10 protein-coding genes are annotated in these 13,026 nt (G+C 65.1%); 3 read left to right on the top strand and 7 right to left on the bottom strand.

The features are described from left to right. The first annotated feature begins 5 nt into the window (after positions 1-5). The 3 genes from ACI2K6_RS14375 to ACI2K6_RS14365 are packed head-to-tail and all read left to right on the top strand — an operon-like array spanning position 6 to position 3,381. On the top strand, positions 6-1,061 hold the full coding sequence (locus ACI2K6_RS14375) for a glycosyltransferase family 4 protein (RefSeq protein WP_404568905.1): 1,056 nt from the start codon (positions 6-8) through the stop codon (positions 1,059-1,061). Further along, positions 1,058-2,089, top strand: a complete 1,032-nt coding sequence (locus tag ACI2K6_RS14370) for a hypothetical protein (protein WP_404568904.1) — start codon at positions 1,058-1,060, stop codon at positions 2,087-2,089. Before ACI2K6_RS14375 ends, ACI2K6_RS14370 begins: the two co-directional genes overlap by 4 nt. Further along, entirely contained in the window at positions 2,086-3,381 is a 1,296-nt protein-coding gene (locus ACI2K6_RS14365) for an O-antigen ligase family protein (protein ID WP_404568903.1), read from the top strand. Before ACI2K6_RS14370 ends, ACI2K6_RS14365 begins: the two co-directional genes overlap by 4 nt. Here ACI2K6_RS14365 and ACI2K6_RS14360 read toward each other — a convergent pair. The 7 genes from ACI2K6_RS14360 to ACI2K6_RS14330 all read right to left on the bottom strand — a co-directional run bounded on the left by ACI2K6_RS14360 (position 3,351) and on the right by ACI2K6_RS14330 (position 13,019). After that, positions 3,351-4,490 (bottom strand): glycosyltransferase family 4 protein, encoded by a 1,140-nt coding sequence (locus tag ACI2K6_RS14360; protein WP_404568902.1) that lies wholly within the window; start codon positions 4,488-4,490, stop codon positions 3,351-3,353. The genes ACI2K6_RS14365 and ACI2K6_RS14360 overlap by 31 nt on opposite strands. An 11-nt stretch (positions 4,491-4,501) precedes the next feature. Continuing rightward, the gene (locus ACI2K6_RS14355; RefSeq protein ID WP_404568901.1) at positions 4,502-5,953 is read right to left on the bottom strand and encodes an MOP flippase family protein; all 1,452 of its coding nucleotides are present in this window, start codon (positions 5,951-5,953) and stop codon (positions 4,502-4,504) included. Positions 5,954-5,977: 24 nt separating this feature from the next. Beyond that, positions 5,978-7,540 (bottom strand): sugar transferase, encoded by a 1,563-nt coding sequence (locus ACI2K6_RS14350; protein WP_404568900.1) that lies wholly within the window; start codon positions 7,538-7,540, stop codon positions 5,978-5,980. A gap of 322 nt (positions 7,541-7,862) precedes the next feature. Further along, on the bottom strand, positions 7,863-9,827 hold the full coding sequence (locus ACI2K6_RS14345) for a glycoside hydrolase family 127 protein (RefSeq protein ID WP_404568899.1): 1,965 nt from the start codon (positions 9,825-9,827) through the stop codon (positions 7,863-7,865). 2 nt (positions 9,828-9,829) lie between these two features. Continuing rightward, positions 9,830-10,753: a carbohydrate ABC transporter permease gene (locus tag ACI2K6_RS14340; RefSeq protein ID WP_274179402.1), complete on the bottom strand. Its 924-nt coding sequence runs from the start codon at positions 10,751-10,753 to the stop codon at positions 9,830-9,832. A 1-nt stretch (position 10,754) separates the two neighbouring features. Next, on the bottom strand, positions 10,755-11,660 hold the full coding sequence (locus ACI2K6_RS14335) for a carbohydrate ABC transporter permease (RefSeq protein WP_274179401.1): 906 nt from the start codon (positions 11,658-11,660) through the stop codon (positions 10,755-10,757). A 57-nt stretch (positions 11,661-11,717) separates the two neighbouring features. Further along, complete coding sequence (locus ACI2K6_RS14330; RefSeq protein WP_274179400.1) at positions 11,718-13,019, bottom strand: extracellular solute-binding protein; 1,302 nt, start codon at positions 13,017-13,019, stop codon at positions 11,718-11,720. Positions 13,020-13,026: the final 7 nt, after the last annotated feature.

Below are 13,026 nucleotides of genomic sequence, written 5' to 3'. Positions count from 1 at the left end.
TCGGGGTGGTGTCGCTCTCGACAAACTGCTGGGGAGCCGAACAGACGTTGCAGGCGCTGTTCGGCGAGGTCGCCCGAGTCCAAGGTGGTCAAATCGACCTCCTCGCGCCGCGCGGCGAGTTGCTCGAATGGTGGAGTGCGAGCGGACTGGGTTACGCGCGTGAGCTGTCGCTTGCTCGGGCCCCGGACACCGTGACGCGCTTCGTCAGGACGATGCCGAGACTGGCCCGCGCCTCCGCCTCGCTTTTCGCCGGGCACGACCTAGTACACAGTCATCACCAGTGGTCACATGCCGCGGTTGCTTATACCTTTCGTAACCGGAGCGTTCTAGACGTGCACGATATCCCAGGTACGAGGTTAGGCCGGTCGATGCAGCGCCGAGCCGCAGCTGTGGCGGGCCACACCTTCGCGGCATCATCGTCGTGCGCCACGCATCTCGAACCGCACGGCAAGCGCGTGACGATCTTGCCGCGCCCGGTAGCCGCGCAAAACCGCGATTCGTGGCGCCGCGGGAGAGTGCCGGGAAAGCAGCGTGTCGGCACTGTCGAGGTGATAATCGTCGCCCGACCGGACCCATGGAAGCGCGTCGGCGAGGGTGTTAGTGCTATGGCCGAGGCGCTAGCGCCTGGTGACCGAATAACACTGGTCGGCGGTCGACTAGATGACTATAAGGTGGCATCTACGTATCAAGGTGTGAGGGTCGAAGCCGTTGGCCGCCTGGAGCGCGACGCGTTGACCCAGCTCATGTCGCGGGCCGACGTTCACTTTCTTACGTCGCCGGCGGAGCCTTTCGGCCGGACCGTAGTGGAAGCGGCGGCCCAAGGCGTGCCATCAATAGTCTTTGCAGGATCGGGGGCAGCCGAAACCGTCGCGAAAACGCGCGGCGGCTACGTAATAGCCGCCCACGCGGAACTGCCAGCTCTCATGAGGCGTATCCGCAACGAATCGGTCGACATCCCCGCCCTCGAGCGCATCGTCGAGACTCACGCGCCCACGAGAGTAGCTCAGGAGTACTTGACAGTCGTAAGGCACCTGTCGACCGTTCGAAGCGAGAAATCATGAAGACCGTTCTGCTGATGAACAACTACGACATGAGCCCGTCGCTCAGGGGTGATCTGCCAGCCCACCACCTTTTCGGTTGCGCTGAGCCCCCCGAAGGCTGGGCTGTGGAGAGATCGCCGATACAGCTTCATCAGCTCCTCGGGCGACTGCCCTTTGGGCGCCTCACGTCGAAGGTAATGTGGCGTCTGCTTGGCGACCCTATCCAGGCCCTGTGGGCTGCTCGCCGTTCGCGTGAGACGGATGGAGTTGTATGGGTGTGCACTCAAGCCATAGCGCGAAGTACACTTTGGCTGCGAGCACTCCGGCTCATAAAAAACCCTGTGGTCGTCCTGGTGCATAGCGCAAAAGCTCCCGCGGCCCAGCTAGCAGCACTACGGCACGCCGACGCGGTCGTGTCGTTTAGTAACTCGACGCTTCAGCAGCTGAAGGGCCCTCTGGCTAAAACCAGCGCGCTGCCGTGGGGGCCCGATCTCGGGTGGGCGCCTTATGCGCGCTCGTCTACCGTGGAGGCGACTTATGATGTGGTGGCCTTTGGGAAGACACACCGGGACTATACAGCTGTCCGAAAGGCTGCAGTAGAATTGAAGTGGAACGCACGATTCTACGACGGGGACGTGCTGTACGTGGTTGACCAGGGCATCGAGACGCAGGTCCGTCCGCGTCCCTATATTTCGGGCGCCGAGATGGTCGCGACTATTGCTTCATCGCGGGCGGTCGTAGTGCCCGTGTCGCGGACGGCCCGGGTCAACGGACTCACCGGGCTAACGGAGCTATGCGACGCCGTTGCTGTGGGTGTGCCGGTGCTCATGCCTGCGAACGATGAACTCCCATTCGACATCGAGGCGGCGGCGGTTGGAGCGTGGGTGGCTGCCGACGCGACGACAGAGCAGTACGAACGGGCATTGAGAGCTGTCGATAGGTGCGGGTCGGACGGCTTTTCCAATCTGCTGTCTTGGTGGAACGAAACGCGTTTTTCAGAAGAGGTTTTTCGACTGTTTGATAGCTTAGAGTCGGGTGGTGATCGATGACGCCCCCGCATATCGCGTCGCCTCCGCGGCTGGCCACCGTGTTGATGGTGATACTACTCTCGGTGGGAGTAGGCGAGTCGCTCCTGTATTCGTCTCAGAACGACGTGCCGAACGGAGTATTCTCCGTGAGTTTTGCTGGGATGAATGTCAGACTCGTTGACATTCTCGTCTTGACCGCAGGGCTGAGCAGCTTCTTCTCTCCGCGGAAGTTTCCCCTCCCAAGGGGGTTGTTGCTCGCTTGCGCGGCGATGTTGTCGGTGATTGTTGCATCTTGGATTTTTGTGGCCGAAACTCGTTCGCCAATAGGTACGGTTCTTACCGAGGCTAGGTGGGTCCTGTACCTTCTAGTGCTTTTGCCATTGACCAGGATCCTCGACATCGACGACCTCTCACGGATCGCGATGGTCTCTTTGCGGCTGCTCGCGATACCGGTTGGGGTCTCGGTTCTACTCGACATCGGCTCTGTGGTTATTCCCGTTCCCGGAATGCCTGGCGCGGAGTTCGGAGTGATAGGGGGCGATACCGCTACGATGCTTGGCGTCCTGAGCGTTTTGGCGGTCGTCAAGCATTCCCCGCTCTGGCTGCTGTTCGTGCTACCCGCCGCCCTGACTAATCAGAGAGCTGCGATTCTAGCTACGCTCGTCTGGGGTGGCCTCGGCGCAGTTGTTGTGCTTTCGATCAGACGCAGAGGTCGCAGGTCCAAACGGCCAATCCGACCTCTGCTCGTCAGCGTCGCGTTGATTGTCGCGCCATCAGCGATTCTTCTGAGTTCTTCCCTTTGGGTGCCGTATGTGGCGAACGCTGTCGACGATATCACTGGTGCCTTCACCGACGCGGGGAAGTTGGCATCTGCATCGACACGACCGTACCAGCTCGAGCAGGCGTGGCGAGGCTGGCTTGAAGCACCGCTGACGGGCCGGGGAACCGGCATGGGAAGCGTTCAGTTTTACGACGAGTATGCGCGCCAGTTCGTAGAAACCGGTTCAGCTCACAACTTGATCGCAGACATACTTCTCCGCTGGGGCGCGATCGGTTTGTTCGTCTTCATGGTGATAGGTGTGCTCATACTTCGACGCGCGTGGATGGAGGATCGCTTACTTAACGGCCTCGCGGTTGTTGCACTGGGGTCCGTAATGCTGAAGGCGATGCTGGAACCGGCTTTGGACAAATACCGGCTCGCCGCGTATTTTGCGGTGACAGTGATCGCCGTGGCCAGCTCGTCCACCCGGGAGGTTCTGCCGGTTGGTGTCGAGCCGCCCGGTCATAGAGCGCGAAGCACTGCATCGAGTTGAGACGCTACGCGGTGCCAGCCGAACTGAGATGATCTCCTCACAGCGAGGTCCGAAAGTCGTGAAATAGTCTCTTGCTCTTGCAGGTGACGCAGTGCCCTGATGTATGGACGCGCATCGCCTATTTTCGCATCAACCACGATTCCGGCCTCCGCGATGACGTGGGGTAGTGCGCCGGAACGCGGGACGACCGGTATGGCACCTGCGGCCATGGCCTCGAGGGCAACCATCCCGAACGGCTCCTCCCACTGTGCGGGATAGAGGAAGATATGGGCGCGTGTAAGGGCGTTCTGCAGCGTACTGTACGGAACAGGTCCATGGAATCGCACGCGATTGCGACCGTCTTCCTCAGCGATCTTGATCAGTTCCCGCGAGTACGGCGTCTGAGCGTTGTCGGTTCCCGAACCTGTGCCTCCATATATATCGAGACTGATCCGGGCGCCTTCGGAGGCTGCTTGGAGGACACTCTCGATCGCGATGTGTGCTCCCTTTTCGGGAATCAATCGACCGGCAAATGCTACCCTTATCCCGTCGGCGACGGAGGTCTGTCGGGGTGAGTTTTGCGAGACGCCGTTATGCACCACCCAAGAGCGAGGAAGGTCCTGGAAATCCCGTAACGCCTTCTGGCGGAGAAACTCGCTGCAGAAAACGATTCCATCGACGGGCGACCAGGAGAATTTAGCGGGATCAATGTATTCCACCAGATCATTGTGCATATGCAATAGCACCTTTCCCGACCAGTTGGCCGGTCGTACTTGGGCGGCATATTGTGGTCGATTGTGAATATGAAGGATGTCAGCGTTGGCCGCAATGCTCTTGACCTTGCGCGTCCACGAGCGGTCTGATCCCAACAATCGCCTATATGCGTATGCGGGCGTAATGCCGCGTAACGGCGCCACTGCGGTCGCCATCGCGCGGAGCGCTGTGCTGTATGCGATGAAGGAGCGCGACGTGAAGACTGAAATATGTTGTGCGTATAGCGGCGTTGCTACAGGTGCTGCGACCGTAATGGTGCTTGCAGTGCGAGTGGCTACTTCGCGCACCCAAGTCGCTACAGCGCCTCCAGAACCATCGAATCGCTCGACCGCGGGCAGTACTTCCAGCACCCTCATTGAACGCACAGTCAATCTGAACCCCTCATGGTCTGCAGTATGCTTCGGATCGGGTTCGGGACCACAAACACGGTCACTGCGTAAACAGCCATGCCAACCGTCACGGCTACCAGAAGGCGCGCCAGAGGTAGCGATGCCTCAACAAGCACCATCGCGCCCCACGTCGCGATGGCCATCGGGAGCACTAACAGAGGGCCGTAGACGTGAGCCCAGAGGAACGTCCGCAAGCGCATCCCGAGCAGGTGTCGCAGCAGGAAGCTGTTGATCACCAGCGTAAGTATGCCAGCTATCAAGAGTCCGAGCGCTGCCCCGACTACACCACCGCTCACACTGCCGGTGATAACAAGTGCGATCGTCACAAGCGATTTCACGAGGTTGATGATGAGCCCTAATCGCATCCGATCGGTCGCCATGAGCGTGGCGCCGATGGGGTTGGCGAGTGCACGAGTGAGACCAACCATAGCGAGGATCTGTAGCACTGGCGTGATCCAGATCCACTCGCGGCCGAACACGACGGCGACGAAGTCTTCGGCCACAATCGCGAGACCAAATAGGAGCGGTGCATTCGCCGTGCCTGCAAATTCGATGGTTCTCAAGGTAGCTGAATGCAGTCGCGACCTATCGCCCCGCATGGAGGACATAGCAGGGAACGCGACCCTCGTCAGGGCTCCGTTGATGCGCGCGGGCGTATTGACAGCGTAAGTAGTCGCGAGAGTGAAGCCACCCAATGCAACAGGCGAGATGGCACGCCCGAGTGCGAGCGGTCCAGCGTAGCTTGCCGCGAACGTGACGATAGAGTCCAGAACTTGGTAGGCGCCAAATGAGACAAAACGCCTCGTTTCGCGTAGCTCAAAATGCAGTCGCGCCTTGAAGGTCTTCCGTGCAAGGAATGCGAAGCACGCGGAGCGAATACACGCGGAAGTGACGTACGCCAGCACAATGAAGAGAGCATCGCTCGAAAATTGTACGGACGCGGTAGTGACAGCAAGGAGTGTCACCGCGCCAATCGTCTCCGCGAGCGCGACCGCGCGGAACCTCATTTCCCGTTCGAGAACTCCGCGAGGAACTTGTGCCTGCGAAGTAGCAAGAATGCTCACGGCGACGAGCCACATGAGCGGCTCGGCGCCTGGTATTTGAAAGTACCAGGTGAGGATTGGCCCGCTAATGCCTACCAGTGTGGCTATTATCGCCCCCACAGCGACGTTCAGCCAGAAAAGTGAGCTGAGTTCTCCTTCGGTCGCGTTCTGCCGTTGCACGATCGCGTTGGATACGCCGACGGACACAACTAGATCGCCGAACGCGATGATCACCAAGATTGAAGCGACCGCACCCAGTGCAGTTGGCGCCAATTGGTGAGCGAGGGTCGACGTCTGCGCAAGCTGGATCACCGCGCCTATCGCGATGCTCGCGCCTATCCACATGCCCCCGCTGATCGCGCGCGATGATTTTCCGATGTTCGCCACCTGTCCATTATCGGTGCGCCCGCGTTAGAACGCTGAGTCTCCCGGGACGAGGGTCGCCCGGGCGGTCCGTATCAGAATCAGCGCGTCGCTCACGAGCGACCAGTTCTCAACGTACGACAGGTCGAGGCGAACCGACTCTTCCCACGACAGGCTGGACCTCCCGCTGACCTGCCACAGGCCGGTGATGCCTGGCTTGACGAGGAAGCGGCGGTGCACGTGGTCGGCGTACTTCGCGACCTCTGAGGGCAGCGGTGGACGGGGGCCGACGAGCGACATCGATCCGCCGATGACGTTGAAGAGCTGCGGCAGCTCGTCGAGGCTGAACTTGCGCATCACACGGCCCACGGGCGTCACGCGAGGGTCGTTCTTCATCTTGAAGAGCACCTCGTTGCCCGAGTCGCGTTGCTGTTTGGCAAGCACCTCGAGCAGGTCTTCGGCGTTGACGACCATTGTGCGGAACTTCAGCATCGTGAACTCGCGCCCGCGCAGGCCCACGCGCGTCTGCCGGAAGAACACCGGTCCCTGGCTCGACAGTCGAACGCTGAGCGCCAGGAACAGCAGAACGGGGCTGAGCAGCACGACGCCGATCACGCTGGCGATGATGTCGACGGTGCGCTTGAGGAAGAGCTGACCGCGGCTGAACTTCGGCGTCTCGACGTGCATGAGAGGCACGCCGGCAACGGGGCGCGTCTGCACGCGCGGGCCGGCGATGTCGACGATGCTCGGTGCGAGCACGAGGTGCTGGCGGCCGGCTTCGAGTCCCCACGAGATCTGCTTCACCTTGTCGGGCGGGAGCTCGTCGGTGCTGGTGACGGCGACGGTGTCGGCGCCCGTTGCGGCCATGGCCTGGGCGACGGCATCCACGCTGCCCATGATCGGGATCTTCGTTCCCTTGACGGTTCCGGCGACGCGACCCGACGGAACGCACGCTCCGACGACGCGGTAACCCGAGCCCGGCATCCGCTTCAGCTCACGCGCGAGATGGGTGACGGATGCCTCAGACCCCACCAGCAGCACGCGTGCCGAGTACTCTCCGACGGAGCGCTTCGCGACGAGCCACTGTCGCCAGAGCCAGCGCGAGAACAGCAGCATCCCGACGCCGACGGGCAGGCTGATGAGCAGGAAACCTCGGGCGAGATCGACCCGCGCAAGGAAGGCGAGGATCGCGATGACGCCGAACAGTGACAGGCTCGATCGTGCGATGCGCGCGTACTCCTCGGCCCCGGCGCCGATGATGCGGTGGTCGCGGGTGTCGGCGAGGCTGAGCGTCCACATCCAGACGGCGACGAGGCCCCCGGAGAAGAGCCAATAAGAGATGTCGGTGATGCGCGAGTCTTCGCGGATCGCGACCTGCGCGTTTCCGAAGCCGAACCAGGCGATCTGCGTGCCGTAGACGACCCAGATCAGCACCAGCAGATCGGTCAGGCGCAGCAGCGAAGCGTAACGACGGCGCCAGTCGCGGGGGCCGCGGTATGCCGTTGCGGATGATGGCGCGGGTGAGGGAGTAGCCGCGGGGGATGCGGGTGCCGTGACGACGTGCGTTCCGGTAGCGCCAGGAGCCGTGGCGGAGGAGAAGTCGTACGGCATGACATCCTCCTCGCGCTGTGTGATGTGGTGCTGAGGGGGAGATCGTACGCCTGCGATGTGTCGGGCGTGTGAACCGGGATCGCCAAAAACAGCGGCCTTCCCCCGTGCCGATGGTATCGGTGCCACGCCTCGGAGCGATGTCGGCCATCCGGTGGACAAGCCCCGAAAATACCCGGTCAGGACCAGTGTTCCTCGTGGGCGGCGACGAGGCCGACTCGTAATTCGTACTAGTGGTCACGCACGGGGGACATTCCCTTGACACTGGGTGCCCCGGCGTGCGTCCGGCTCGTGCGGCGCAGGGACCGCACGAGCCGGACGAGTCTCACTCGACGGGCAGCCAGACCCGCATCGTCGACGGGCCGCGGTTGGCCCAGTCGTGATAGGCCACGAGGGGGACCAGCTCGGCCTCTTCGGCGGCTGCGGTGGCGCTCGCCGATGGATTGCCATATGGCCAGCCGTCGCTTTCGTCGGGTCGCAGGCCGACCTGCAGCCACACGCGGCCGTCGCGCTCGACCGGTGCGGCGTCGCGCGCGATGGCCGCACGGCCGACGTCGGCGCCGCCCGGCAGATCGGTCGACTCGAGCGCAAGCACCTCGGGGCCGCGCTCGACGGCGACGCAACCGCGCACGGCGTCGATACGCGCATCGGGGACGACGAGGCGCGGCGCCATCGGCAGCTCGAGCTCGACGACCTCGCCGGTGCGGAAGTCGCGGCGCACCTCGACGCGGCCCGGAGGCGTGGCGTCATCGTCGATGACCGCGCCCGCGGCATCCCGAACGCGCAGGCGCGCGCCCTCGGCCCACTCGGGCACGCGCAGCGACAGGGTCCACGCGCCGCCGGCATCCTCACCGACCACCACCCGCACGACGCCGTCGGCGGGGTAGGCCGTCTGCACGTCGAGCAACACCGTGCGGCCGTCGGGCAGAACCGTGCGGATCTCTGCCGGCGCGTACTGGTGCAGCTGCACGCCCTCGTCATCGGCGGTCGCCACGTAGGCGTCGAGGCTCGCGAGCGTACGCGCGACGTTGGGCGGGCAGCACGACACCTCGAACCACGGCGCGCGCAGCGACGACGACGCGCGCGGCGACGTGCCCTCGGGATCCGCCTCGACGCCGGGCACACGCTGGTGCAGCGTGTTGGCGTAGAAGAAGCTGCGGCCGTCGGCCGCGGGCGAGGTGGCTACAACGTTGTAAAGCGTGCGTTCGATGAGGTCGGCATACGCGGCATCCCCCTCGGCGAGCAGCAGCCGCCACGAGAACATGATCGAGGCGATACCGGCGCATGTCTCGGAGTAGGCGCGGTCCGGCGGCAGCTCCCAGTCGTCGCCGAACGCCTCGTCCTGGTGGTGCGACCCCTGACCGCCGGTGATGTAGGTGCGGCGGCCGCGGGTGCGCTCCCACTGGCGGCGCAGGGCGGCGAGCAGCTCGTCGTCACCTGCGTCGACGGCGACGTCGACCGCCCCGGCGGCGAGATAGTTCGCGCGCACGGCGTGGCCGGCGAGGGCGTCGGCATCGCGCACGGGCACGTCGTCCTGGAAGTACGTGCGCCCGAACTCGATGTCGTCGAGCGTCTCGTGTCCGCGGCGCTCGACGAACAGCTCCGCCTGGGCGCGATAGCGCTCGTCACCGGTCACGCGGGCGAGCTCGGCCAGCGCGGTCTCGACCTCGGGATGCCCGCAGAAGGCCGGGATGCCGGTCGGCCCGAAGACCTCGCACACGAGGTCGGCGGCACGTCGGGCGACGCTGAGCAGACCGTCATCCGCTCCGGGGCGCGTGCGCTCGCGGGCGACGGCCGCCTGGAACAGGTGACCGAGGCAGTACAGCTCGTGCCCCCACTCGAGGTCGGACCAGCGCGGCTCCTGGCCGGGACGGCCGAACTTCGTGTTGAGGTAGCCGTCGGGCTCCTGCGCGGCGGCGACCCGGGCGACGACCGAGCGCAGCGTCGCCTCGAGCTCGGCGTCGTCGCTGCGACCGATCTCCCAGGCCACGGCCTCGAGGTACTTGTAGACCTCCGAGTCGGAGAACTCGCGCCCGCGGCGTCCGGCGGGAAGCGTGCCCGCGGCGGCGCGATCGAAGTTGGGCAGCCAGCCCTCGGACTCGAGGCGGCCGAGCACATGGCCGAGGGTATGCGCCGCGTTGATGCGCTGGCGCTCACCCCAGAAGCCTCCGGTGATCCGCACCTCGTGCAGACCGAGCGGACGCAGCCGCGAATGAGCGGGCACGACGGGAGCAGCGGCGACGGCGGATGCCGCGGAGCCGATGGAGCGTGCGGGGAAGGTAGTCGACATGGTCATCCCTTGAATGCGCCCGACATGAAGCCGCGCACGTAGTGACGTTGAAGGATCAGGAACAGAACGATGCAGGGCAGCGCGAGCACGACGACACCGGCTTCGGTGACCCCGTAGTCGATGACGCCCATCGTTTGGCCGCGCAGGTTCGCCACCGCGAGGGGCAGCGTGATGCGCGAGGTGTCGTTGATGAGGATGAGCGGTGCGATGAAGTCGTTCCACGCGGTGAGGAACGCGAACAGACCCACCGTGATGAGGCCCGGCTTGACCGCGGGGAGCAGCACGCGCCACAGGGCGGTGAGGCTCGTGCATCCGTCGACCAGCGCCGCCTCGTCGAGCTCGCGCGGCACCGATTCGAACGAGATGCGCATCATGAACATCGAGAACGGCAGCTGGAACATCGTGAGCACGAGCGCGACCCCGACGAGCGAGTTCTGCAGGCCGACGGCATTGAGGATGACGTACAGCGGGATGAGCAGCGTCGCGTACGGCACCATGAGGATCGCCAGCACGAGCAGGAACAGCGCGTTCTTGCCGGGGAAGTTGAACCGCGCGAACGCGTACCCGCCGAGGAAAGAGGTCAGCAGCGTCAGCGCTACCGTCAGCAGCGACACGAAGAGCGAGTTGCCGAGGTAGACCCAGATGCCCGACTGGAAGTTGGCGAGGGTGACGTAGTTGCCGAACCCCCACCCGTCCGACTGGCTCGTGCCGGCCTGCGGGCTCACCGAGGCGACACCGGTCCAGACGAGCGGGTACAGGAAGATGATCGCCAGCGCCCCCGTGAACACGGTCGAGGGGATGCCCCACAGCAGGCGACCGGTCGGCCGGCGCCGCGTGCGCGGCCGGGACTTCGGGATGACGATCGTGCGCGTGGTGTCGGGGGCGGCGGGCGGGACGGAGCCCGCCGGAGCGTCGGTCAGAGCCATGTCAGGCCTCCTCGGGGCGACGGAACGCGCGCAGCTGCACGACGTTGATGACGACCAGGGCGAGCAGGATGACGACCGACAGCGCCGCGGCGACGCCGAGGTTGTTCTGCCCCTGGAACGCGATGTTGTAGATGAGCTGCACGACGGTCATCGTGCTGTTGTCGGGTCCGCCCTTGGTCAGGATGTAGAACTGGTCGAACGCCAGGAGCGACCCGGTCACGCACATGACGGTCGTCAGTGCGAAGGTCGGACGCAGGAGCGGCACCGTGATGTCGCGGAAGATCTGCCAGCGCGAGGCGCCGTCGATGCGGGCGGCCTCGTAGACGTCTTCGGGGATGCCCTGCAGGCCCACGAGCAGCAGCAGCATGTAGAAGCCGGCGTACCGCCAGACGATGAGGAACACCGTCGACCACAGGGCGCCTTCGGGCGTGCCCAAGAACGTGATGCCCCACGATTCCATCAGCCCCGCGAAGGGACCGGCGATGGGGGAGTACAGCACGTAGAAGAGGAGGGATGCCGAGGCGAGACCCAGGGCGCTCGGCAGCAGGAACGCCGTGCGCAGGAAGCCCTTCCAGGCGGTCGACTCCTGCACGAGCAGGGCGAGCCCGAGCCCCAGGCCGATCAGCAGCACGGTCGTGATCCCCGTGTAGATCAGGGTGAACCGCACCGAGTCCCAGAACAGCCGGTGGTCGAGCGCCTCGGCGAAGTTGGTCGGGAAGTTCGGCCCCATGTTGCCGCGCAGCAGCGGCCAGTCCGAGCCGGACATCTGCAGCACCAGCACGAGGGGGATGAGGAAGAGCGCGATGACGAACAGCGCCGTCGGGGCGGCGTACAGCCAGCCCTGGACCGGTCCGCCGAGGGCGGTGCGCCGATATCGGGTGCGGCGCGGTGATGTGGTGAGTGCCACGTCATTCCTTTCGGAGGGTGGGGGCGCCGCCGCGCGGCGGCGACGCCCCCGGGTGTGTCACTGACCGAGGATCGCGGTGATCTCGTCGTTGTCGGCGTCGACCGTCGAGGTGCCTTCGAGCACGGCGTTGCGCACGAGGGTCAGCCAGGGGCTGCCCGGGGCGTTGAACGCCTGCTGGAAGTTCAGCGCGACGGGCGTCTGACCTTCGGCGGCGACCTGGTTGATCGTCACCTGGCGCGGGTCGGCCGAGGCGTAGGTGTTCTCAGCGAGGTCGCCGCGCGAGACGGCGTTGCCGTCCTTGGCGAGCACCTCGACCTGAGCGTCCTCCGACATCATCCACGAGAGGAAGTTCCACGCCTGCGCGGACTGCTTCGAGTCCTTGGAGATGCCGATGCCGTCGCCACCGACGAACGTCGAGGCGCCGCCGTCGACACCGGGGATGCCGGCGACCCCGGCCTCGAAGTCGAGGCCGGACAGCAGGGTGGCCGGGAACGGCATGACGCCGACCTTGCCTTCCTGGAAGCCCGCGACCCACGTGGCACCGGTCTCGTCGGCCGAGCCGGGAGCGACAGCGCCCGCAGCCTCGAGGTCCTTCCAGGTGTTGTAGACCTCCTGCGCGGCGTCGCCGGCGAGAAGCGACTCGGTGCCGTCGTCGCTGAGAACCTGCTCACCGGATGCCCAGACCGAGGGGAACCACGTGAAGACGAGGCAGCCACCGCAGTTCAGGCCCGTCGAGGTGCCCGAGACGCCCGGCTTGCCGAGGTCCTGAACCGCCTTGGCCGCGTCGGCGAACTCCGACAGCGTCGCGGGAGCCTTCTCGGGGTCGAGGCCGGCCTCGGCGAAGAGCTCCTTGTTCCACATCAGCATCGACAGGTCGAGGACGAAGGGCAGCACGTGCTCCTTGCCGTCGACCGTGCCGGCCGACAGGTGGCCCTGGTTGATGTCGTCCTTGTAGTCGAGGCCGTCGACCTGCGCCGTGATGTCCTGGAAGAGGCCCTGCTCGACCCAGTTCGGCACGTAGACGATGTCGGCGGCGAACAGGTCGGGGAGTCCTCCCGAACCGGCGGCGGCGCCGACCTTGGCGACGTAGTCGTCGTTGGGGACGACGGTCAGCTCGACCTGGTTCTCGTGGCTGGCGTTGTACGCCTCGACGAGCAGCTTCGCCTGACGCTCGAGCGGTGCGCGCGTCCACAGCGTCAGCGTCGTGCCGTCGTCGGTTCCTGCGGCGGGGATGTCGGCCGGGGCGGCGGTGTCGCCACCGCCGCTGGTCGAACACGCGGCGAGGCCGCCGACGAGGACGCCGGCGACGAGCGCGGCGGTCGCGGCCCGGAATGCCGGGCGGCGCCGGAATGGGGTCATTGCAGTC

Origin of the sequence: Microbacterium sp. NPDC006705, assembly GCF_044903545.1 — a bacterium.
Classification (GTDB): domain Bacteria; phylum Actinomycetota; class Actinomycetes; order Actinomycetales; family Microbacteriaceae; genus Microbacterium; species Microbacterium plantarum.
The sequence above is the reverse complement of the archived record's forward strand: the minus strand, read 5'-3'. Positions and strand labels throughout refer to the sequence as shown.

Bases quoted from the DNA above. Each gene is read 5' to 3' on its own strand.
- ACI2K6_RS14370 (WP_404568904.1), top strand. From the start codon at position 1,058: ATGAAGACCGTTCTGCTGATGAACAACTACGACATGAGCCCGTCGCTC.
- ACI2K6_RS14365 (WP_404568903.1), top strand. From the start codon at position 2,086: ATGACGCCCCCGCATATCGCGTCGCCTCCGCGGCTGGCCACCGTGTTG.
- ACI2K6_RS14360 (WP_404568902.1), bottom strand. From the start codon at position 4,490: ATGAGGGTGCTGGAAGTACTGCCCGCGGTCGAGCGATTCGATGGTTCT.
- ACI2K6_RS14350 (WP_404568900.1), bottom strand. From the start codon at position 7,540: ATGCCGTACGACTTCTCCTCCGCCACGGCTCCTGGCGCTACCGGAACG.
- ACI2K6_RS14345 (WP_404568899.1), bottom strand. From the start codon at position 9,827: ATGTCGACTACCTTCCCCGCACGCTCCATCGGCTCCGCGGCATCCGCC.
- ACI2K6_RS14340 (WP_274179402.1), bottom strand. From the start codon at position 10,753: ATGGCTCTGACCGACGCTCCGGCGGGCTCCGTCCCGCCCGCCGCCCCC.
- ACI2K6_RS14330 (WP_274179400.1), bottom strand. From the start codon at position 13,019: ATGACCCCATTCCGGCGCCGCCCGGCATTCCGGGCCGCGACCGCCGCG.